Origin of the sequence: Microcystis sp. M083S1, assembly GCF_020246405.1 — a bacterium.
In the GTDB taxonomy this organism is placed as follows: domain Bacteria; phylum Cyanobacteriota; class Cyanobacteriia; order Cyanobacteriales; family Microcystaceae; genus Microcystis; species Microcystis aeruginosa_C.
Genome location: NZ_JADBTB010000099.1, coordinates 1 through 23,934, shown reverse-complemented (window position 1 = coordinate 23,934; position 23,934 = coordinate 1). Strand labels below are relative to the sequence as shown.

The window sequence follows — 23,934 nt, the reverse complement described above, 5'->3', positions numbered from 1 at the left end:
TCTATGGTATATTAGCAGCCGTTGATTTATCCCCAGAATTACGCGAAAAAATTCTGCAAGAAGGGCTTTATGTGGCTCAGATTCATGACCAAGTATTTGAATTAGATATTCCCGATAATTTTCAACCTCAAACCTATTAAATAACCCTGTACTAGGAAAAACTTTTTCAGTAAGCTTTATTGTAATTGTCCGCGCAGAGCATAACGATCTTTTTCTAAACCGAAAGCGAAGAGAAAAGAATGGCTTATAGTGGGGTTAGAAAGAGTAAAAAAGAGAAAGAGAGCGATAACAGCCAATCCTGACGATAAACTAAACATAGTTTTGTAGGAAATTGCTAAAACCCCCAGAATTGGACCTGCTAAGGCTGTTCCCACATCAAAACCGCCGATACAGATAGAATAGGCCCGGCCGCGTTCTTGGGGCCCAGAGCGATCGGAGATTAAAGCCAGTAACATAGGGAATAAAATCCCCCCTCCCGTACCTTCGAGAATAGCGGCTAAAATTAAAGCGGAAGGAGATCGAGCAGAAGATAGAACCAACATGGATAAACCATAGCAAAAAACGCTAATAGTGATGAATAAACCCCGTCCATAGCGATCACTGGCTCCTCCCGACAAAATCCGTCCGATTACCCCCGATACTGCCGCACAACTGTAGAATAGACCGGCACTGAAAGGGATCTGATTTTCGAGGAGAAACAGGGGTAAAAAAGCGACTAAACCGCCGAATAAAGTACCAACCAGCAGAAAAACTAAGGTGGGGACTAAAAAAGCTCGCTCTTGACATAATGCCCAAAAACTGCGCTCAATTGTCGGATTTTCTGCCTTCATTTCGGCTAATTTTTTCTTGAAGTCCAGTTCTTGAATGGAGAAACTCAGGAGAAAGGCGATCGCTCCCGAAGTGGCGGAAACTAGAAATAAACCGTCATAACCGATCGATTTGTAGAGATAACTGCCTAAAGCTGGACCGATTCCCATGCCTATGGGTGCAGTTAAGCTCATATAACCAATTATCTCTCCCCGTTGACGAACGGGGGAAAAATCCACCACTAGGGTACTGTAACCGGTGGTAAAAGCGGCGATACTGAGGCCATGGTAGGCACGGACGACGAATAAAGAGGAAAGATCGCGAAAAAATAGATAACCGAGGGGTGCAGTAGCGGCGACAATAGTTCCAAATAAAACCACTAATTTGCGACTGCGGCGATCAACTAGATTGCCTAACCAACTGCGCGATAAAATTAAACCGATGGCAAAAGCCCCCATGACAAAACCGATATCTTGTTTGCTACCGCCTAGGGAGTCAATATAGATGGGGAGAGTGGGGAGGAGAGTGGTGATACTTATCCAGAAAAACAGCGCCGTGACGAAGAGAATGAGTAGTTGACGACGAGTTTCGGCAGTAAGCGATCGAAAAGTTTTGAAAGCGTTCACAACAGCGACCGTCACAGGCAACAAAAAGACCCGGAGATCACGCCAGTCACAAGCATCCCGTATTGCTGCTACCTTCCGGTCCTGACAAGGTTAAGGCGTTGCGATCGCATGAGTCCGAGTCTTTTCTATCATAACATCTTTTTCCGGGATACTGGCATTTTTTTCCAGAGAATTTCCTCTCAATCTAGACTGTGAACAGAAATTTTCTCAACGAGGGGGTTTTTGTAATTGTTGTTGTAGAGAAGTTTCCGCTTCGATCGCCAATCCGCTAAACTGTCGGATTAAGGGTGAAGGACTCTCCCCAGAATCGGCAGCCAGGAAAAATAACCAACGGCTGCCGGGGGTGAGTTGTTCGATGGAATTGAAGTTACTTGTCAACCAAATTAGCGGTAAATTAGGCAGATTGGCGTTTTTTTGACTAGCTTTTGCCTCTATACCAGCTAAAGTCTCTAAAATGACCCTTTCCCCTTGAATTAAACCCGTTTCACCAGTCCAGAGTTTCACATTTAATTGCCGACGATGGGCATAAAAATAGAGGGAAGCAGCGGCAATAATCGCCCGTTCAAAACTGTCTTCTTGCCAATCACAGAGGGTATCGAGACAGATAATCACTTCCTGTCCTCCCGTTAACACTTCTAATTCCCGAATTTGAAATTCTCCCAAACGGGCGCTAGTTTTCCAGTGAATTAAACGGGTAGAATCACCCTGGCGATATTGTCTCAGGTTACGCGTAAGTCCTTGACTAGCCCTTTGATAATAGCGATTATTTTCTAATTTTTGTTCCATCTCTTGACCGAGGGAATCGATTAGGGGACATTGTTGTAAGGGTAAAATTTGGGGATAAACTAAAGCTTTAGCCGCTGCTTGATGACAACGACGACACCAAAATAAACCGAGAGGGGCTGCTGTTCTTAATTGTACTTCTTGCCAGTGATAAATACCCCGTTTACTGGTGGGTAAATAATAGGTCAAACGATGGCAACTTTTGGGGGCAATCGCTTCTATTGGGGTTATTTTTGGCTGATTGAGGACAATTGGCAGCATATCTGTCACTTCTAGCAGATTTATCGGCTGATTGCTGGTATTTTCTATCTCTAGGCTTATACTAAGATCGTCCCCCGCACTCACGGGTACAATGGCAAGACGACGCACTTTTAGGGGAAGAAGGGAACGACGCGGTAGAATTATTGATAAAATTAAAACAGCGATCGTCGTGCCACAGATAGCATACAACCATCCCGCCATGGTATTGGTCGCCGCTCCGAAAAAACAGAGGGTAATGCCAATGATTACCCCCCCACCGTAAGCGGGTAAAATACCGCGATCTTCTAACCAAGTTTTCATAGGGTTTAGTGGTTTTGTCGTCTTTGCTGGAAGGCTAAAAATCAGGCCCACACTTCTAGAATTACCCCAAAATCCCTCTGATCAGCGAAGGGAGTCCTATCCCTTGTCACTATTGTTATTTTTCTTAACAAAACTTAACAATTGATGGCAAAATTTTGCTTGCTTTTGTGGGCAGATTTTGGGATAATATTTTTGAAAGAGTTTATTCATAATTGGAATCTAAGCAGTCAGAAATAAACACAAACATCCCATTATGAAACAAGCATAACCCAAGCCGCCGCTAAAGTCAAGCACTCATTCCTAATTATTATTAGATTTCTTGCATAATTAATTTTTCAGAGTTCAAATATTTATTAGTACAAAAAGACCATTTGGAAGTTAACGAATTGATCGGGGTTTGAGCGAGTCAATTGGCGATCGCATTTTCGGCACTTTTCTGCTTACTTTATTCGCTAAAAAGCATACAGGATAAAGGTTACAGCAATTTTAAAACCCTTCCCTTAAAAAATTAAGCGAACAATGAGTCGAAGGCTCTGCCTTAAAGTAGTATTCAGGTAGAACCTGGGAACGCGCTAAAAATCAGGCCCACATCTCTATAATTCCCCCAAAACCCTTGAGAAACTATCAAGGAGATCGGACTGATCTGTTCAGGGAGTTCTCTTCCTTGCCACTCTTAGGACTTTTTCTTAACAAAACTTAACAATTGATGGCAAAATTTTGCTTGCTTTTGTGGGCAGATTTTGGGATAATATTTTTAAAAGAGTTTATTCATAATCGGAATCTGAGCAGTTGCCGATAAACACAAACATCCCATTATTAAACAAGCATAACCCAAGCCGCCGCTAAAGTCAAGCACTTACTCTAATTATTTTTCGCCTGAAACTTCTAATTCCGTGGGGGGTTGGGGGTATGAATTAAAATAACAAAGGTTGAAAACCGTGTTTGCGGGAAGCTGCGCCGATTTGTTCCATTTTAGGGACGGTAATTTGATTGCGTCCCCAGGAAAAATTAGTTTGCCAACCCTCCAACTCCAATAAAATCGCCTCAGCAAAACAGGCAAACATTTGACGAGAGGGAATATCCATATTAACGATTTTCATAATTTTCCAGTCAATATCGAGGGAATGCTCGACAATGCCGCCCTTAATCACCGAAATATCGGGGGCATTTAACACCGTGCCTAAATTTTTCGGATAACCACCATCAATAATAATACAGGGGCGCTTGAGTTTATCTGGATCAATTTCCACCCCTTTAGGCAGACTAGCCACCCAAACAATGATATCAGCCAGGGGTAAAGCCTCCTCTAGGGGAAGAATTTTACCGCGTCCTAACTCCTCTTGCAGAGATTGTAAACGCTCTTGATTGCGTGCCACACATATTAGTTCTTTTGTATTGGTTTTTTCATTTAACCAACGACAAACGGCGCTGCCGATATCTCCGGTGGCCCCACAAACCACGACGGTAGATTGAGCTAAATCAACGCCCATTTTTTCAGCGAGGGTTTGCACCTGAGTGCAGATGACGTAAGCGGTGTGGGTGTTACCGGTGGTAAAACGGCCAAAATCTAGCTCGATATTGCGCACCTGTCGATTATCTTTGAGATTAAATTCCTCGAAAATAATTGAAGAAAAACCGCCGAGTGCGGTGATATTGATATCACTTTTTTGAGCGAGTGCCATGGCATTTAGCACCTTACGAATAGCAGACTTTACCCAACGATTCGACAACATCTCCGGTAAAAAACAGGATTCGATATATTTACCTCTGATGGTTTGCCCCGTGATGCTGGTGACATGAAAATCATCGACAATTTGCGGGGGGGCAGCGCACCAAAAATCTAATCCCTGGTTAGCATATTCAGGATAACCTAGATCGTCGGCGACCGATTGGGCGTGTTCTAAACTGGTAAGATGACCTATAAGACCAAACATTGATTGTTCTTTCGTTAGACTAGATGGCACTAGATAAAAATTAGGATATTGCTAAGAAATCGTTAAGACTCTTAAATATAATACACAAAAGTGCCGCTCTGTGTTGAGCGGCAGCCCGGCGAAAAAAAGAAATCTAGACGCTCAAGCTTTAGACAGCAGTTAATCCGTAGGCAGACATTCGCATGATATCACGGGTGCTGAAACCAATATTGCTTAAAGCTTCCCCGTAGCTAATCATAAAGTCTTCCACGAGGGCCTCTTTTTCCATAGCGAGGACGCGAGCATCATCCTCGACTTGATTGAGCATTCTCCAGACAATGGGAAGATTAGCGCGATTTGCCGCTTCTAATTCCTCTTTAGCGGTTTCAAAGTTAGCTTTTAGCCATTCTTCGCCAAAATTGAGATGTAAATATTCGTCTTTAACTACGCTTTCAGTAATTTTACGAGCAAAAGGATCAGCAACAGGAATATAAATATTATAGGCAGCGATCGCAAAAGCTTCGATAATCAAAGATTGGATTAATAAACAGGTGACAACTTTACCTTCTGCGTAGGCAATTTGGAAGTTATCGTGCAGAGAGGAAAAGAATTCTCTGGCATAATCCATATCAGGAGTGATTTGCAAATTTTGGCCGCAAGCTTGAAAACCTTTCATGTGACGGTTTTCCATTTTTGCCAGACGGTGTAACTCTTCTTTGTTATCGGTGAGGATGTCTGCTAATTGAATATAATTGCTATTGGCCTCGTATTCTCCTTCAATAACGATGGCATTAATGCGACTATAGGCTGATTTATAGGTTTCGCTGGTGAAATCAAGCTCTGATGATACAGCAAGCTCTGGCATAAACTCGATTGACTCCTATTTCTGACGAGATTTTTCCGACGTTCTTTCCAGTCTAGGGTAAGCCTTCTAGATGGAGTGATCTTTTTACGAGTCTAGCTCGATCGGTCTTTTTTGTATAGCTTGGCTTGAGAGGCTGACTTGCCAAGTTAGCTATAGCGGTATCTTTTGCCACTGAAAACAAGTTTAGAGGCAATCCCTTCTTAACAGACGAGATTGCCGGCTGTTTGCTCAAACCGTGGCCAAAGATTTCCGGCACTCGGCCTGTTGTAAGATGGCCCTGGCTGCCTGTTTACCCGATAAAGTGGCCCCTTCCATGCTATCAATGTAATCCTGTTGGGTATAACTACCAGCCAGGAAAAAGTTAGGGATAGGAGTCGCTTGCGAGGGACGATAGACATCCATCCCCGGTGCTTCCCGATAGAGACTCTGGGCCAATTTCACCACACTAAACCAAGTCATCTTTAACTCCCGCGAGGAGGGAAATAACTGATGGACTTGCGCTAAAACGTGCTGGGCAATATCTTCATTTTTAGTTTTAATAAAAGGGTCCCCGGGGGTTAAAACTAACTGTAATAAAGAGCCTTCTCCGGGGCGATAATAATCCCTAGGACTGGTGAGAGCAAGATCTGCAAAACAGGAGAAATCCGCTTGGTGGGTGTACAAAAGATTGTCAATTCCCACCGCTTTTTGCAGTTGTCGGCGTTTTTCGGCATCATTTAACTCCGTCACCCAACCGTCAAAACGCAATTGTACCGTAGCGACGGGGACGGCTTCTAGTCGGAAAATATTATCAAAAATCGGCATTTTCCGCCAATCTTGGGGAATAAGACGCTGAATACCGGGGACATCACCAGCGCAAACGTAGGCATCTGCGGTGATAGTTTCTGTGGTTTCTCCGTTAGCGACGATCAGGCCATTAACTTGCAGATTTTCGCCCTCTCCAGAATAGAGAATTTCCCGCACCTGACGACGGGTAGAGATTTTGGCGCCCCGTGCCTCCAGATAGTTAATAATCGGTTTATGTAGGTATTCGTGGGGGGAACCTTCCAACATCCGCAGGACGGAAGCTTCGGTTTTAGCGGCAAAAAATTGGAAAATCGTCAGCATACAACGGGCCGAGATATTTTCCGTATCGATAAATCCTAAGGCATAGGCGATCGGATTCCACATTTTTTTTAAACTGCCGTCATTACCGCCATGGCTACGAAACCAATCGGCAAAACTAATCGAGTCTAGATCCCGAATCGTTTTCATCGCTCCTTGAAAGTCTATCAGACCGCGGACGATGGGACTGGTACCTAAGGCCAGAGAATTAAAGATTTTATCGGCTGCTGAGAGTTGGGAGGAGGTAAAAAAGGCTTTTAAACCGTTAAAAGGCGCACCTGCGACGAAACGAAAGTCTAATTCGCCGATTTTTCCCCCTTCGTTGATAAAAGTGTGGGTGTGTTCTTTGAGTAGTAGGGATTGAAAAGCGCCCACTTTTTTCATTAACTCAAAAAGATTATAGTAACAACCGAAAAAGACGTGCAAGCCCATCTCGATGTGATTACCGTCCGTATCTACCCAACTACCGACTTTTCCACCGACAAAGGGACGAGATTCTAAGATTTCTACTGTACAGCCCGCATCGACTAGATCGATAGCTGTTGCCATTCCCGCTAATCCCGCACCAACGATCACCACTCGCATTTGTCAAGTTCCTGTTACAATTTTTCACTAAATCTTTATTTTACCCCGATCGGTCTGGTGTTTCTCGCTGGCGATTTTTTCAGGGACGCTTGAGGGCGTGGCAAAATAATTGAGAGTTGCACTAGGGAGAAGTCATTTTGAAGCGATCGCTAGATAGGAGACAGGGATTAATTATTGTCAGTATTATATGGATATTGGGGATATTAGTCGATAGATTCTGGTTTAGTCTCGATCATACTATTCCTGCTTGGGATCAGGCCGATTATCTCAACGGTGGGATTATTTATACCCAAGCTTTCCAAAATCCGCGCTGGTTTGATGGGGATTGGTGGCGCAGTTTATGGCTAATGTCCCCGAAAATTCCCCCTTTAACCTATCTTTTAACGATTCCCTTCTTTAATCTCTTTGGTATTAGCGTTGACGCGGGTATGTGGGTAATGGCTATCTATAGCGCCCTACTGCTCTTTTCTGTGTACGGATTGGGAATTATCCTCTTTAATGGGACTGTGGCTTTATGGGCGGTCTTAATCTGTCAATTTCTACCCGGTTTATACTATTATCGCCTCGAATATCTCTTAGATTTTCCCTTAGCGGCAATTGTAACGTTTTCTTACTTCTGCTTGACATGGTGGCGATTTAGTGGACAAGGCTGGCCAAAAGCGATCGCTGTGGGTATTTCTTTCGGTTTAGGGATGTTAGTCAAACAAACCGCCCTATTTTTCCTCTTTTTACCGATTTTGTGGGTATTGGGCGAAAATCTCCGGCGAAAACGTTGGGGCAATCTAGCGCAATTAATGCTCAGTTTTTTAACGGCAGCATGGTTAATGTTTCCCTGGTATCGGACGAATTGGTTATTAATGTTAACTGCGGGCAAACGTGCCACGGTAGATTCGGCGATTTTGGAGGGAGATCCGCCTCTTACCAGTCCAGATGCCTGGACATTTTACGCCCAAGTTTTACCCTATTTTCTTTCTTGGGTATTGTTATTAGTTCCCGTGGTGGGATTATTAATCTCCTTACGCCATAGAAAAACCGAAGATAAGGTTAATCGTCCTGTGTGGATTTGGTTAGGAGTTTTTCTGCTGGGGGGATACCTATTATCATCCCTCAACATCAATAAAGATGCTCGTTATATTTTGCCGCTTTTACCGACTTTATCCTTAATTTTATCCGTTGGTTTATTATCTTGGCGCGGTCGTTTTGCCCCCAGTATCCGTTGGGGAACGATAACTATTGCCGCTATTCTCACCAGCTTAAATTTATTCCCCTTGGGGGGAGATATAATTACTAACGTTTTCAGTCCCAAATTACAACACCATCCCTATTTAAAAACTGGCTGGCAAAACGAAGAAGTAGTTAAAGAGATTCTAGCCGATTCTCCCTATCTTCGCAGCACCCTAGGGGTTTTACCTTCCACCCCCGAATTAAATCAACATACTTTCTCTTTCTACGGTGGTAAACATAATTCCCAGGTTGCCGGCAGACAGGTGGGAGTTCGGGAAGAAGATATCGAAAAGGATGTCAATTCTTTAGATTGGTTTTTAACTAAAACTGGTGAACAGGGTTCCGTCCCCAATGTCCAGAAAAAAATTGTTAATCGAGTCGCCACTGGGCCAGATTTCCAAGTGGAGAAAACTTGGCAGCTACCGGATGATAGCACCCTGTCCCTACACCGAAAAATATATCCTTCTGTCACGGTTAAACCCCTTGAAAATGCGCCAAAACGGGTGGAATTAAGAGAGATTGCTATTGCCGAAAAAGCTTCTCCTAATCAACCCATTCCCGTGGTTTATAAATGGGCCGGAGACTGGCAACAATTAAAGTCAGGGATAGTGATTTTAACCTGGCAAGAAGTGGACGGTAAGGATTATTGGATGCACGATCACGGTATAGCTATGGGGGGATTAATGGCAAACAAATTAACTCCAGAAGAGCAACAAAAGGGTTTTGAAGTCACTGAAAAAACCGCCATGCAGTCGGCAGCAACCCCCGGAGTTTATCGCTTATCTGCTGTTTATCTCAATCGGGAAACTGGCGAAACCTATCCGATTAAAACTAACGCTCAAATTACCATCGATCCTCAAGTTCCCAAGTTAGCAACGCCCCAATTAGATTTAGTGACCCAATTGCGCTTAAAGTCTGCTAATATTGGTCAAGGATTAACGGGTATTGAGCCAATTTTTGAGTTAAATAATCGTATCAATCAATACGATTCGATTCAGGATTATGTGCTGCAAGCAGACAAGGCTTTTTCCTATCGTTTACAGCAACAAAATCCCCCCGATAAGTTATCTTTAGCCTACGGATTAGCAATTTCTAAGGTACTACAACAGGATGTGGCAGGGGCAATAAAAGCCACGGAGAAAATGATTAAAATTGACCCCCATAATCCCTATCATTATGCTTATCAAGGGTTTATTTATCTCTACGATTGGCAACCGCAAGCAGCCCAAAAAGTCTTAGATAAAGCTAGACAATTAAATCCCGATAGTGAGGAAATTAAGACTTTAAATGCAGTGGCTGCCTTGATGGGGGGAAATCTCGTTAAAGCTTGGCAATTATGGCAGTCAAATTAAAATAGAGTGGGAATTATGAATTATGAATTATGAATTAGGAAGTGGGAGAGGGGAGAAAAAAGCTGTCTTCTGTCTCCTCAATCTTGAATCCTAACCCCATGGTAGATGTGGGATTTTTGCAGGAGTTATATTTTCCAACAAAGATAAGCAAAAGTTATTTATTGACTGCAAAAACTTGAGAATATTTAAATTAACATTCCGCAATATTTATAAATTCTTAAGAATTAATTGAGAAAGATTTTGATTTAACAACGACGTTATGCTAGTTACAGCGATTTGATATAATTTCATAATGGGATATTCTATGCTTTTTTGGGCAGCAATGGTTGAAACCTTTGCCACACCTAGAAGGTGATCCTAATTAAGACGGGTAAATCAGTCAATTTCACCCACAACGATGATCTTTTTTTTGTGTAGTTTTATTGCAAAAAAAAAGTTTTTTTGACAAAAAGCACAAAGTATGATAGGAACCCAAGGTATTTCTGGTTGCGAGTAATTATTGTAGAGAAGGGAGATGGGAGGGGGGTGTGGGGTGTGGGGTGTGGGGTGTGGGGTGTGGGGTGTGGGGTGTAGGGTGTGGGGTGTGGGGAGTTTTCTCAGTGAACTGATAACTGATAACTGAATACTGACTCCTGACTCCTATCTCACCATTGAGATAACTACTGTAACAACTCCCTGGGATCGGTGACTTCCCCTTTAATTGCTGCCGCTACCACCATCGCCGGACTCATCAACAAAGTACGACCGGAAGCGGAACCTTGACGACCTTTAAAGTTACGATTGGAGGAGGAAGCGCTGATCTGATCTCCCTGCAATTTATCGGGATTCATGGCTAAACACATGGAACAGCCAGCCTCGCGCCATTCAAAGCCTGATGCTAGGAAAATTTGGTCTAATCCTTCTGCTTCCGCCTGTTTTTTGACTCTTTCGGAACCGGGGACGATAAAAGCTTTCACATGGGGGGCAACACGATGACCTTGGGCAAATTTGGCCGCTTCGCGCAGATCACTGATCCGGCCGTTAGTACAGCTACCGACGAAGCAGACATCGATTTTTGTGCCTTTAATCGGGGCGCCGGGGGTGAGTTTCATGTATTGATAGGCTTCCTCTGCGATCGCTCTTTCACTTGCCGGTAAACTTTCGGGAGTGGGAATGACTTCGTTAACCCCGATTCCTTGGCCCGGAGTAATCCCCCAAGTAACTGTGGGTTCGATTTCGCTGGCATCGAAGACCACCACATCGTCATAAACCGCATCGGCATCGCTTTTAATGCTTTCCCACCAATTAACCGCACTTTCCCAGTCTTTGGGCGCAAAATCACGACCTTTGAGGTAATCGTAGGTGATCTGATCGGGGTTGATATAACCACATCGGGCCCCACCTTCGATCGCCATGTTACAAATCGTCATCCTTTCTTCCATGGACATCCGTGCAATTGTACTACCAGCGTACTCGTAGGCGTAACCAACACCGCCTTTAACGCCTAATTGACGGATAATATGGAGAATTACATCTTTAGCATAGACACCGGGGTTTAAATCGCCGTTTACCTCCACTCGACGCACTTTTAATTTCGATAGGGATAGGGTTTGGGTAGCAAGAACATCCCGCACTTGGGAAGTTCCGATGCCAAAAGCGATCGCCCCAAAAGCGCCGTGGGTGGAGGTGTGGGAGTCACCACAAGCGATCGTCATCCCCGGTTGGGTTAGACCCTGTTCGGGAGCGATCACATGAACTATACCCTGATTGCCGGAACCGATGCCGTAGAAAGGAATATTATTGGTTTGAACATTAGTTTCGATCGCCCGGATCATTTCCTCGGCCAAATCGTCAAGGAAAGGACGCGCCTGATTTTCGGTGGGGACTATGTGATCAACAGTGGCAATAGTCCGTCCTGGAAATAATACTTTTAAACCCCTTTCTCTCAGCATCGAAAAAGCTTGGGGACTGGTGACTTCATGGACTAGATGCAGTCCGATAAATAATTGTGTCTGTCCACTGGGAAGAATATTAACCGTGTGTGCGTCCCAGACTTTATCGAATAACGTTCTTGCGCTCATTGACCTTGGAATGATAGTCATCCCCCTAATCATATCAGCTAACCCCGGCCGATAAATATTAATTTTTTCTTTTCTCTTGGTTAGTAGGGATAATAAATAAATAGCTCTGTTTTTGCCAGAGATTAAAACCATCGGTTTTTGAGTGAAAGAAACGACTTTCGCTAATAACTATTTAAGTAATTACTTCTGCTCCTTATCCCCCGATACCTATAATTTTTAAATAGGATTTAGTCTAACATTCTCTAGGTTTGAATAACCCCTCATTCCATAGCAAAAAAAATTTATTCTTTTCTTGTGACCGCTAAATTATGCTTGCTAACTTTCCTGTTCAGATAAATTTCTCCAACAAAAATTAATCCTAGAATCAGAGATAAACTCAGCCATGATACTAGGATTCCTAAGTAGTTAATACTAATATAGTAATACTCAAAGATTCCTCCCAAATTAACTAACAATAAAGGTCATGGAAGTCTTAGGGATATTCCTCATTGCCTTTTGCTATCAGACAATAGTTCTCTTGCATAATTTTTTTATTGTATAGTGGAGGATTTTGCTTTTTTCTCGATTTTTAGATGGAAGTAGAAAAAAGAATAAAATGTGATCTTAGGTCAGGAAATAATCTATAATTTTGCTATGTTTATTAGCAAGATTATAGATTATCAAGACTTATCAGATGAACAGTTAAAACGCCGTTTAGGTGTGTATAAACAAACCTGTAGAAAGATGGTAGAATCAGTAAAAAGTGTTGAAGCTGACTCTAATTCAGCATCTAAAAGGGAACCGAACCCTAAACTATCTATAGAAGAACAAGTTTTAGTAACGTTAGAATATTGGCGAGAATATAGAACATATTTTCACATTGGTATAAGTGGTCAACTATCAGAATCAACTATAGGTCGGATTGTAAATAAGACGGAAAAAATGCTTTTACAATCGGGAAACTTCCGTTTAAAAAGAAAAAAAGCTTTACTCAATCAAGCAGAGATACCGGTCATAACGGTAATGGATGTAACGGAAACTCCCATAGAAAGCCCCCAAAAGAAACAGAAAGATTTTTTTGGTGGTAAAAGAGGTTATCATAGTTTAAAATCCCAATTAGTAGCTAATAAAATACAGAGGAAATTATCTGTGTCTTTTGTGGGAAAGGTAGCGGTAATTATTTTAGTTTATTTAGCAAACCCTAAATAGGAAACTCAAAATCTTGAAAATCTTATCCTGTAAATATCGGAATTGTCGTCGAAGAGATAGTTTAATAGTTAACTTGTTGGCGGCTATTTGTAACTGTGAGTTAGGGATAGGTATAGCAACTTCTTAAAAGTTGCCAAACATTAATCTACAAGGATAATTTATTCTCAATTTTTATAATTGAGATAGTTTGTGCCGCTTAAATAAAGAGGTTTTGATAACCAAATTAAAGCAGCTCTAAAGAGTTTTGAGTTAAAAGTAAAACTTCAGGTTTTGATTCAGAACAAATGTGCTAATTAACTAATTTTCCCAAAAAAATTAGTTAGCCTATCATTATAACATATAATTAATTTGCAATAGTTCTATTAAAAACCCGCTCACGGCTAAACTAAATAAACATATTACCGCCAACAAAAAAGTCTTCTCGATCCTGATAGGCTTGTTCGATAGAATCGATTAAGACATTCATGGCCTTGCGGTGACGGTGGATTTCCAATGGTTATCCGTCATCAAAAATCAAGTCTTCTGGGGGAATGGGGGGTTCTTCCCAATCGATAACTGGAGGAGTGAGGGGTTGAGTCATCGGGGTTACGTCTGGGATAGAGATGGTTTTATTTCATCTGCAAGACGAGGCGATATTTAGGTTGTCCAGTTCTCAATTTTTCCATGGCTTCATTCACCTGCGAGATAGCATAGGTTTCCGTGACCGGTTCAATGCCATGGCGAGAGGCAAATTCGATCATTTTATTGATGGTACTGGGACTACCCAAAGGACTGCCAGAAATCGATTTTTGACCCATAATCAAGGGGAAAGCGTAGGTAGCCATGGGTTCAAGAACGGCCCCAACAATATGCAGACGACCTTTGGGACGTAAACAGGCGATATAAAGACCCCAATCGAGATTAACGTTAACGGTAGAGATGATGAAATCAAAGTAATTTTGTACCGATTGCAAAGCTTCGGGGTCTCTGGAATTGATAAAATGAGTCGCCCCTAGTTCTTTTGCTTCTGTTTCTTTATCGGGACTACTAGAAAAAGCGGTTACTTCGCAGCCCCAAGCTTTGAGGAATTTTAAGGCTATATGGCCCAATCCACCAATACCAATGACACCAACTCGGGCCGTGGGTTTAATATCAAATTGGACAATGGGATTAAAGACGGTAATACCACCACAAAAAAGCGGGCCAGCTTTGGCAGCATCTAACTGGTCCGGCAAGGGAACTAACCAACTATGATGGGCCCGGACTTTTTCAGCAAAACCGCCATGGCGACCGACGATAGTTCCTTCGGCAGTGGCACAAAGGTTTTGATCCCCCGACATACAAGTTTCACAGGTGGAACAGGAACGGGAAAACCAACCAAGACCGACTCTTTGCCCTAGGTTTAATTCTTTGACTTTAGCACCGAGAGCGGCGATCGTGCCGACCACTTCATGACCGGGGACAAAGGGATAGGTGGTCAGTCCCCAATCGTTATCGAGCATACTTAGGTCACTGTGACAGATGCCGCAATATTCCACCGCGATTTCCACATCTTCATCCGCTAATATACCCGGATCGTAGTCAAAAGGCTCTAGTTTTCCCCCTTTTTCTCGGGCAGCATAGGCTCTAATCATGATTAAGTCCTCTAGGATCGGTGTATTGGTTATCTTATCTCAAATTGATCTGAATTCGGGTTAAGAAGATTTGGCGATCATTCCACTGCTCGGCACATCAACATCAAGGAATTCCGCTCGTGATCATTAAAAAAATCTTAAAAACGGTAATTTTAAGAATAGCGAGAGGAGATCGCTAACTGTCAGCATCAGCAAAATTACTGGTTTTGGGTTACTCTTGATATATAGACCGCTCGCCAGCCGCTTGCGGACTTTACCGACAAGTTTTGTTAGGAGCGGACGAAAATTGTCCTGTTTCATCCTCGGCAAGATTAGACGAGGTAAAAAGCCCGTTTCTAATTTTGGGATAATTTTTGTCAGCGATTGTATCCTATTAACTACCGTTATTATTAGAGCGTCATGGGAAAAGTCATCGGCATCGACTTAGGGACAACCAACAGTTGTGTTGCCGTACTCGAGGGAGGTCAGCCGATTATAGTTCCTAACTCGGAGGGGGGAAGGACAACTCCTAGTATCGTGGGGTTTGGCAAGGGCCAGCGCCTAGTGGGACAACTGGCCAAACGTCAGGCGGTCACTAATGCCGAAAATACCGTCTATAGCATCAAACGCTTTATCGGTAGGCGCTGGCAAGACACGGAGGCAGAAAGGGGACGAGTTGCCTATCATTGCCAACGCGGTCGCGATGATACCGTCAATATCAAAATTCGCGATCGGGAATTTACCCCCCAAGAAATCTCGGCCATGATCCTGCAAAAATTAAAGGCCGATGCCGAGGCCTATCTGGGAGAAACGATTAACGAGGCCGTGATTACAGTTCCCGCCTATTTTACCGATGCCCAACGTCAAGCCACTAAAGACGCGGGGATGATCGCAGGACTAGAAGTATTAAGAATTATTAACGAACCCACCGCCGCCGCCCTGGCCTACGGTTTAGATAAACAAAACGAAGATCAACATATCCTCGTTTTTGACCTAGGAGGAGGAACCTTCGACGTTTCCATCCTGCGACTGGGGAAGGGAGTCTTTGAAGTGAAAGCCACGGCCGGCAATAACCATCTTGGGGGGGACGATTTTGATAACCTCTTAGTGCGGTGGCTGGTGGAGAACTTTCAAAGCCAAGAAAACATCGATCTGGCCAGCGATCGCATGGCGATCCAAAGACTGCGAGAAGCCACCGAAAAAGCCAAAATCGAGCTTTCTAGCATGATTACCACCTCGATCAATCTCCCCTTCATCGCCGCCGACGAAACCGGCCCTAAACACCTAGAATTAGAACTAACTCGCGCTAAATTCGAGGAATTAACCAGAGAATTAGTGGAAAAAACCCTCGAACCCGTACAACAGTCCCTCAAAGATAGCGAACTGCAGCCTAGCGATATCAATCGTGTCATTCTCGTTGGTGGTTCCACCAGAATCCCCGCCGTGCAAGAATTAATCTCCCGTTTCTTTTCTACCGGCCAGATCGATCGCTCTGTTAACCCCGATGAGGCCGTTGCTTTGGGGGCAGCGATTCAAGCCGGAGTTTTAGGTGGAGAAGTGGAAGATATCCTCCTACTCGATGTCACCCCCCTTTCCCTCGGCATTGAAACCCTCGGCGAAGTCTTTACCAAAATTATCGATCGCAATACCACTATCCCCACCAGTAGATCTCAGGTTTTCTCCACCGCTGCCGATGGTCAAACTTCGGTGGAAATTCATGTCCTGCAAGGGGAAAGAGCTATGGCCCAGGATAATAAAACCCTCGGTAAATTTCTCCTGACGGGAATTCCTCCCGCCCCTAGGGGGGTGCCACAAATCGAAGTGGCCTTTGAGATCGATGTCAACGGCATCTTGAAAGTGGCCGCCAGCGACCAAGGCACCGGCAAAGAACAAAGCATTTTAATTAGCCATACTGGAGGGCTGAAACCGAACGAAATTGAAAAAATGCGCCTAGAAGCCGAAAAATACGCCGAATCCGATCGCCGTCGTCTGCAAATGATCGATATTCGCCACCAATCCGATAGTCTTTTCTATAGCTACGAAGTCACCATCAGGGAAAACAGTCAGTTAGTCGCCCCCGATATCCGGCAACTGGCCGACCAGAAGCGGCAACAGTTGGAAATCGCTCTGCGCGACCCCTCCATATCCCCAGAAAAGCTAAAAACCACCTTGGCAGAATTTCGTCAGATTGTCCTCGAAATCGGTACCCGCATCTACACAGGTAGACAAGAGCAAAACCAAACCCTTAACGGTACTGGTTTTGAACCGATCGATGTCACCGAAAAACTGACTCGACCCACCCGCACCCAAGCCACTTCTTCGAATACCTTCACCAACGGGCCAACCCTCTCCCCCACTCAAACCAGAACCTATAGTAATCTGGAAACTAAATCCACCGAATCGGGCAGTGATGATGATCCCTACGATGGGGAAGAAATGAGCGCCAGTGACTACGAGGCCGTAGATTAAAAAGTGATCAGTAATCAGTAATCAGTTATCAGCTTTTTTCTCCCCTTCTCCCCACACCCTACACCCCTTCTCCCCACACCCCACACCCCCACACCCCAACCCCCACCGAAAAAAATAGTAGGGATAACCCAACTAAACTATTATGTATACTTTGTTAAAGTAACAACTAGACCGAAAATTTATTTATAAATTGCGAGCAGAACCATAGCCCCCTATGCCCACTGATTATTACGAAATTCTAGGTGTCTCGCGAGATGCCGGTAAAGAAGACATCAAACGCGCCTATCGTCGTCTCGCCCGAAAATACCATCCCGATGTTAACAAAGAACCGGGAGCCGAGGAACACTTCAAAGAAATTAACCGCGCCTACGAAATTCTCTCGGAACCAGAAACCCGCAATCGTTATGACCGCTTTGGTGAAGCTGGGGTTTCTGGGGGCGCTGCTGGTTTTGATCCCGACAATATGGGCGGTTTCGCCGATATCTTTGAGACAATCTTTAGTGGTTTCGGGGGCATGGGCGGCCAAGCAACCGCCCGCCGACGCACAGGCCCTACCCGGGGCGAGGATCTACGTCTCGATTTTAGACTAAAATTCCGCGAGGCGGTCTTTGGCGGCGAAAAGGAAATCCGCATCCGTCATCTGGAAACCTGTCAAACCTGTAAGGGCAGTGGGGCCAGACCAGGGACCGGTTCCCGTACTTGTACTACTTGCAGTGGTACTGGTCAGGTGCGTCGCGCCACCCGTACTCCCTTCGGTACTTTTGCTCAAGTTTCGGTCTGTCCCACCTGTGACGGCGCTGGCGAAGTGATCGAGGAAAAATGCGACGTTTGCGCCGGTTCCGGACGCAGACAGGAAACCAAAAAACTGAAAATTACCATCCCCGCGGGGGTTGACAACGGCATGAAATTGCGCGTTGCCCGGGAAGGAGACGCAGGACTTAAAGGCGGGCCGCCAGGGGATTTATTCGTTTATCTAACCGTGGAAACAGATACAGAATTTCAACGGGAAGGCAATGATATTAAATCGGATATCACGATTAGCTATATCCAAGCGATTTTAGGATGTACCATCAAAGTTAATACGGTAGATGGCCAAGAAGACCTGACTATCCCTGCCGGTACTCAACCGAACACCGTACTGATTTTAGAAAATAAAGGGGTTCCCAAATTAGGCAATCCCGTCAGTCGCGGTGATCATCGCATTACCGTTAAAATCTCGATTCCTACCCGTGTCACGGGAGAAGAACGGGAATTGCTGGAAAAAATAGCGAAAGTTCGCGGGGAAACCGTGGGGAAAGGCGGCATCGAGGGATTTTTAGGTAATATCTTCCATAAATAGGGCAGGCTGAATAAATCTAAAAATCTTGTCGGATAACGGAGGCAGGGGGCGGTCGGCGGTCGGCAGTATTCAGGAGTCAGGAGTCAGGAGATAGGAGATTATTTTATTTATTCTCCCCACACCCCACACCCCACACCCCACACCCTACACCCTGCCCCCAGGAGAAACTTTTTCAGGAAACCCTAAATAACTATGACTTTAGACCTGCGCGGCACTCCCTGCCCGATTAATTTTGTCCGCACAAAATTGCAATTAGAGAAAATGACCGCCGGGGAACGGTTGGAAGTCTGGTTAGATGCCGGGGAACCGATCGAACAGGTTCCCACTAGCCTGACAGTGGAGGGTTATCAGATAGAATCGATCGAGGACCGAGATAGCTTTTTTGTTCTCAAAGTCTATCGCCCCGATTCCTAAATGGTAGATGCACAATTAACCGATTTATACGGCACAGTGGTGGCCGTACAGGCAAATTTTTATCAGGTACGCTTGGATTCTGCCGTTATGGGCGAGAATCTTCTCTGTACCCGTCGCGCTCGCTTGCAAAAAATCGGTCAGTCGGTCATGGTTGGCGATCGGGTGCGGGTGGAGGAGGTAAATTTTGCCGATCAACAGGGTGCGATCGCAGAAGTCCTCCCCCGCAGTACCGAGATCGATCGGCCAGCCGTTGCTAATATCGAGCAGATTTTGCTAGTTTTTGCCCTTGCTGAACCCGTCCTCGATCCTTGGCTGATCAGTCGTTTTTTGGTGAAAGCCGAGTCCACAGGCTTAGAAATTGCGGTCTGTGTCAATAAAATCGATCTGGGGGAAGCGGAACAAATAGAACTCTGGGGCGATCGCCTAGCTGGTTGGGGATACCGGCCCTTTTTTGTCAGTGTCGAGAAAAATCGGGGATTTGAGGCTTTATTGGCACAATTAAACCATAAAATTACTCTCTTGGCCGGTCCATCGGGAGTGGGAAAATCGAGTTTAATTAATTGTCTAATTCCTGAGATTAATCAACGGGTGGGGGATGTGTCGGGAAAACTGCAAAAAGGTCGTCACACTACCCGTCATGTGCAGTTATTTGCTTTACCAAATCGGGGTTTATTGGCCGATAGTCCGGGGTTTAACCAACCGGATATTAACTGTTCACCGGAACAATTAACTTTTTATTTTCCGGAAGTGAGAGAGCGTTTAGCTTTAGGAAATTGTCAATTTAATGATTGTACTCACCGTCGGGAACCTAACTGTGTGGTTAGGGGAGATTGGGAACGTTACCAACATTATTTAGAGTTTTTAGAAGAAGCGATCACACGAGAACAGTCATTACAGAAAACTAGCACAAAAGAGTCAAGTTTAAAGTTAAAAATTAAAGAAGCAGGTCAAGAAACCTACGAACCCAAATTAGCTAATAAAAAATATCGTCGTCCCTCTCGTCGCGGCAAAAATCAAGATCAGGAACGCTACGAAAATAAAACTCTCCAAGATATTTATAATGATGATTCTGAATAGAATGGGTTAGGATGCTTATAAATATTCAGGGTCACTAAAGTAAGAATTGGGAAAAGATGTTAAGGGGTGTTATACTTTGAGTCCATTTGCTGCATTTTTTGATAGACTAATTCAGAAATTTTTGGGAAAATTTGCCAATTTTGAGCGTAGGCAGCATCTTGGGTAAATACAGCTAAAATATAAGCAACTTGACCATCATTAATATAAGCTACCTCACTACGACTGTCACTTGTCCAACCAGCTTTAGAAGCAAATTCTTGGATATTTTTAGGGTCACTGTTGGCAAAATATTCACCAAAAAATCCTTTAATGGGATTAAAATGACCTTGACCTTGATTCGGGTCAATATTTTTCCAGCTGCCATCTTGCATCATGTTTATTCTGTTCAAATAGTATCGCATCTCCTGACTAGATTCTGGTGATATAGCTTGTCCTGTAATAATTTCATACATTAATCTAGCAGCTTGTTCAGTTGTAATTTTATTTCTAATCGGATTTTTAGGATCATTGCCTCTCATTTTTAAATCAGCACCTTGAGGTTTAAACATTTTTTTAGAAGGAATGGGATAGGTTTTTTGGTTAATATTGATACCATTATAACCTGCATCAACAAAATATTGATTAAGTAGATTTCTTTTTTTTAACCACTCTTGATAGTCTGACTGGCTCATATTTTTATGATTTGATTTTGCTCCAGTGATAGCATCAACAATATTACTTGATTCTTCATTGTCTGACTTTCCGATCATTTCTTGAATTTCAATAGTATATTCTCCTATATCTCCTTGATGATAATTAACATAACCGTACAGAGCGACTAGCCAAAAAAGCTTGACAACACTAGCGGGAAATCTTCCTATATTTCCTTGATAATTTTCGCTACTATTGGTTTTAAAATCGATTAAGCTAATTGATAATTTCTCAGTTGGTAAGTTATTCTCTGCAACATAATCAGTGACATTTTTAATAATAGATTGTAGTTGGTCGTTCCGCTTAAAATTTGGCGGTCTATCGGGAGTATAAATAAACGTTTTTTGAAAATTGATACGATTATTATTATCAGGAATAGGCAAAGATGGCAAGGCAATTTGTTGATTATTAAGTTCAGTTTGCGAAGTGATAGGAGTTTTCATTGTGGGTATATCTGGGGTTTTATTAATTATTGACTGAGGAGATTTTCTGTAAGATATGGAGGACTTATCATCAGTTACATTTGTTGTTTTCTGAGATTGATTGAAGATTAAAAAACCGACCACAGCAAAAGTCATCGCGACTAAGCTAGATATCAACAGAAACTTTATATCTGATATACCAGTATGGTATTCATAATTGTAGTTAGATGTCTCTGTTTTTTTGTTATCTGAGTTGTTTTTCATTTTTTTGTTTCTACTTTGTGATTAATTCAACTTATCTACGAGCTAAATTTTTAATGGTTCTATATTGAGCTATTTTCCATCGTCCCTGATCATTTTGGAGATTATAGCGAACCAATGAAGTGCTAAAAGCACTATTTTTTCGATCAATTTTACCCTGATTGTTATAGAGGGTTCTTTCTTCAGTAACCACCACATCCACTGTAGCTTGATCCCCAGAGGCTGTAAAATTATTAACTGAATCTATTCTCTGAACTCCATAGATATAATAAGAGCCATTATTAGCTAACCATTCGGAAGAACTTTCTTGACCATCAGAGCGCTTTATGTTGTAATCATAAGCTTTACCTGTAAGTAATTCTTCTCCTAAATAGGTTTGATAGGAAGGACCGAAAATATCTCTTTTTGCCTTTAACCAGCGCTCGATTAAATCCACCGCTTCTGAACGAGAAATAGAGTTAACTGTCTGTTGAGGAACAGGTGAATAGACAGCTTCAGGACTAGGTGAGGTATCGATGACACCTTGGGTGATTTTAACTTGATTAAAGTATTTAATTAGTTGACTTTGTAAATCTTGAGCGCGATTTAAGTCACTAAAAGTTGCTACCTGAATATTACCATCATTAACAAAAGCATCGCGACAAAAGTTATTTTTAACTCTCTCTAAACTATCCTCGTCAGTTACTACAACTTTATAGTAAGTATCGGTGATATTCTCATCTCCACACACAGGTTTAGGAAACTCATTATTAATGGTAGTATCTGAGTCTTGATTTTCTGGGGAAGGTGAGGGAGAAATTGATTTATCTCCAGAAGAATTTGAGAGATAATGACTTAAGACAAAACCACCTAAAATGCCAGTACCGATCATACTCCCTATAATTATCGCTTTCACCCATTCAGGTAAAGTGCGGGGATTAGAAACAGGTTTTGACGTTACAGGAGAAATTACCTGAGTAGGAGCGGGAGGAGTGGGGAGAACGATATTTGTTGCTACAATTGATGGGGGAGTTTGTAGCGCCTCTAACATCTCTTTTGCAGTTAAATAACGTTCGTTAGAGCGCAGTGAAATAGTTTTATCTAGGACGGCTGCTAAACTGATATTAGTATTTAAAGCGAACTGCCGCCAATAAATTTTTCCTGTCATCGGATCGCTCTCTAACATCTCAGGAGTTTTGCCAGTTAGTAGATAAATAGCCGTCAATCCTAAAGCGTAGAGATCACTACTATAAACCGGACGACCGATCGCCTGTTCTGATGGCATAAAACCTGGAGTACCGATAACAATAGAATTAAGAGAATGGCCCGAATTAGAAACCACCGTTCCCATAGTTTCTTTAACCGCACCGAAATCAATTAGGATCGGTAAATTATCATAAATTCGTAGAATGATATTATCGGGTTTTATATCTCGATGGATAATTTTTTGTCCGTGAACATAAATTAAAACCTGTAGAATACTAACTAAAATCTCTTTGACTTGATCATCGCTAAAAACTCCTTTACTCTGTATTCTTTGGCTGAGAGTTTCCCCCTCGATAAATTCCTCGACTAAATAAAATTGATTATTTTCCTCAAAATAAGCGTATAGTTTGGGAATTTGGGGACTATTTTCGCTCAATTTTTCTAGGATAGCCGCTTCTCGCTCAAATCTTTCTTTGACGAGATTGTGAACCTGGGGATTATCATTAATCGGTTTTAGCTGTTTAATCAGACAGAGACGTTTTGAAGGCATTTGGCTATCTTCTGCCAAAAAAGTCTCTCCGAAACCACCATCGGCAATCAATCGCAAGACTTTGTAACGATTTTGTAGAATTAAATCCGTCATGGGGAAATATTACTGTTTACTTAAGAATCTCCACCGATAACTAATAACTGAGGTGATGGCAGGGCAAATCAGATAAAGAGGGTATTTAATTGACCATTTATGTGGATAATCTAAATCCATCTGAACCACAAATGTTGCATCCTGTAATAAAATTTAACATTTAGCAGTAGAAACATCCTATCGTGACAACATTTGTTAACATTTTATGACTTTATCTATCCAGTGTAAAAAGCTGATTTTTTGACACACATAAGCTGGAAGATAGCGCGTGATCAGCGATTGATAAAGCATAGATTTGAATGCCGATTTTCTTGAGATTTTTTGTGATTAGGACACCAGCAATAATCTAGGGTTCGTCCCAGGCACTTTTTGCTTTTTTGAAAACAGTTTAATCTCAATTGGGATGGGTTACGTTATGGTGACACATTTTACACTGTTGATTGATAGCGATCAACACTGGGAAACCATTATTAAAATGCGATCGCTTGGAACTTTTCCTATTCCCTTTGAGTTGCTTGTCTAACTTGTTCGATATCTAATTCTAAAGCTTGTGCTATCTGTTCAAAGTTTAATCCTAAGGCCAATAAACGAGGAATAGAGGCTAATTTTGCCGCTAATTCGCCTTCTTGTCGGCCTTCCTCTCTACCTTCCTCTAAAGCTTCCTGATACACTTTAGTTTGTTTTAAATCACTTAAACTAAACATCGCTTCTATCTCCTTTCTACTGACTTGGGGTAACTTATAAACCAAAATTGTCTCTATCAATTCTAAAAGT

Annotated in this window: 15 protein-coding genes, 1 other RNA gene and 3 pseudogenes; 7 read left to right on the top strand and 12 right to left on the bottom strand. The window is 42.8% G+C overall.

Annotated features, from left to right (window positions below; translation table 11 throughout):
• Nucleotides 1-140, top strand: a pseudogene (locus IM450_RS09870) (DUF3782 domain-containing protein); the annotation flags it as partial.
• Between the two features lie 36 nt (nt 141-176).
• On the opposite strand, the gene IM450_RS09865 reads toward IM450_RS09870, so the two are convergent.
• The 6 genes from IM450_RS09865 to zds all read right to left on the bottom strand — a co-directional run bounded on the left by IM450_RS09865 (nt 177) and on the right by zds (nt 7,244).
• Nucleotides 177-1,448, bottom strand: a complete 1,272-nt coding sequence (locus IM450_RS09865) for an MFS transporter (protein ID WP_002800450.1) — start codon at nt 1,446-1,448, stop codon at nt 177-179.
• 9 nt (nt 1,449-1,457) lie between these two features.
• An RNA gene (ffs, locus tag IM450_RS09860) (signal recognition particle sRNA small type) lies at nt 1,458-1,554 on the bottom strand.
• Nucleotides 1,555-1,640: 86 nt separating this feature from the next.
• Nucleotides 1,641-2,777, bottom strand: coding sequence for a DUF58 domain-containing protein (locus tag IM450_RS09855; protein ID WP_287671549.1), 1,137 nt, complete (start codon nt 2,775-2,777; stop codon nt 1,641-1,643).
• Between the two features lie 914 nt (nt 2,778-3,691).
• On the bottom strand, nt 3,692-4,711 hold the full coding sequence (locus IM450_RS09850; protein ID WP_287671548.1) for a long-chain acyl-[acyl-carrier-protein] reductase: 1,020 nt from the start codon (nt 4,709-4,711) through the stop codon (nt 3,692-3,694).
• A 148-nt stretch (nt 4,712-4,859) separates the two neighbouring features.
• Nucleotides 4,860-5,555, bottom strand: a complete 696-nt coding sequence (locus tag IM450_RS09845; RefSeq protein WP_002800447.1) for an aldehyde oxygenase (deformylating) — start codon at nt 5,553-5,555, stop codon at nt 4,860-4,862.
• 228 nt (nt 5,556-5,783) lie between these two features.
• On the bottom strand, nt 5,784-7,244 hold the full coding sequence (gene zds / locus IM450_RS09840) for a 9,9'-di-cis-zeta-carotene desaturase (protein ID WP_287671547.1): 1,461 nt from the start codon (nt 7,242-7,244) through the stop codon (nt 5,784-5,786).
• Between the two features lie 137 nt (nt 7,245-7,381).
• Here zds and IM450_RS09835 point away from each other — a divergent pair, with 137 nt between their 5' ends.
• Complete coding sequence (locus IM450_RS09835) at nt 7,382-9,820, top strand: glycosyltransferase family 39 protein (protein WP_287671546.1); 2,439 nt, start codon at nt 7,382-7,384, stop codon at nt 9,818-9,820.
• Nucleotides 9,821-10,479: 659 nt separating this feature from the next.
• On the opposite strand, the gene leuC is transcribed toward IM450_RS09835, so the two are convergent.
• A complete protein-coding gene (gene leuC, locus IM450_RS09830; RefSeq protein WP_287671545.1) occupies nt 10,480-11,880 on the bottom strand; it encodes a 3-isopropylmalate dehydratase large subunit in 1,401 nt (466 codons plus the stop codon).
• A 633-nt stretch (nt 11,881-12,513) separates the two neighbouring features.
• Here leuC and IM450_RS09825 point away from each other — a divergent pair.
• Nucleotides 12,514-13,195 (top strand): annotated as a pseudogene (locus IM450_RS09825) (helix-turn-helix domain-containing protein).
• Between the two features lie 261 nt (nt 13,196-13,456).
• Here IM450_RS09825 and IM450_RS09820 read toward each other — a convergent pair.
• A pseudogene (locus IM450_RS09820) lies at nt 13,457-13,648 on the bottom strand (Uma2 family endonuclease); the annotation flags it as partial.
• Between the two features lie 28 nt (nt 13,649-13,676).
• Nucleotides 13,677-14,681, bottom strand: coding sequence for an NADPH-dependent aldehyde reductase Ahr (gene ahr, locus IM450_RS09815; RefSeq protein ID WP_004163683.1), 1,005 nt, complete (start codon nt 14,679-14,681; stop codon nt 13,677-13,679).
• 399 nt (nt 14,682-15,080) lie between these two features.
• Between ahr and dnaK the strand changes: the two genes are divergently transcribed.
• From dnaK to rsgA, 4 genes are all read left to right on the top strand, one after another.
• Nucleotides 15,081-17,129: a molecular chaperone DnaK gene (gene dnaK, locus IM450_RS09810; protein ID WP_287671544.1), complete on the top strand. Its 2,049-nt coding sequence runs from the start codon at nt 15,081-15,083 to the stop codon at nt 17,127-17,129.
• A gap of 214 nt (nt 17,130-17,343) precedes the next feature.
• On the top strand, nt 17,344-18,468 hold the full coding sequence (gene dnaJ, locus IM450_RS09805; protein ID WP_004163681.1) for a molecular chaperone DnaJ: 1,125 nt from the start codon (nt 17,344-17,346) through the stop codon (nt 18,466-18,468).
• Between the two features lie 192 nt (nt 18,469-18,660).
• Nucleotides 18,661-18,882 carry a sulfurtransferase TusA family protein gene (locus IM450_RS09800; RefSeq protein ID WP_002738399.1) on the top strand — a complete coding sequence of 74 codons (222 nt, stop codon included), beginning with the start codon at nt 18,661-18,663 and terminating at the stop codon, nt 18,880-18,882.
• Nucleotides 18,883-19,959 carry a small ribosomal subunit biogenesis GTPase RsgA gene (gene rsgA / locus IM450_RS09795; RefSeq protein ID WP_004163680.1) on the top strand — a complete coding sequence of 359 codons (1,077 nt, stop codon included), beginning with the start codon at nt 18,883-18,885 and terminating at the stop codon, nt 19,957-19,959.
• Nucleotides 19,960-20,018: 59 nt separating this feature from the next.
• Here the strand turns inward: rsgA and IM450_RS09790 are convergent, their stop codons facing one another.
• From IM450_RS09790 to IM450_RS09780, 3 genes are all read right to left on the bottom strand, one after another.
• Nucleotides 20,019-21,335, bottom strand: coding sequence for a serine hydrolase (locus tag IM450_RS09790; RefSeq protein ID WP_004163679.1), 1,317 nt, complete (start codon nt 21,333-21,335; stop codon nt 20,019-20,021).
• Nucleotides 21,336-21,366: 31 nt separating this feature from the next.
• Entirely contained in the window at nt 21,367-23,160 is a 1,794-nt protein-coding gene (locus IM450_RS09785) for a protein kinase domain-containing protein (RefSeq protein ID WP_287671543.1), read from the bottom strand.
• Between the two features lie 497 nt (nt 23,161-23,657).
• A partial coding sequence (locus IM450_RS09780) for an Rpn family recombination-promoting nuclease/putative transposase (RefSeq protein ID WP_287720622.1) occupies nt 23,658-23,934 on the bottom strand: 277 nt, incomplete at its 5' end.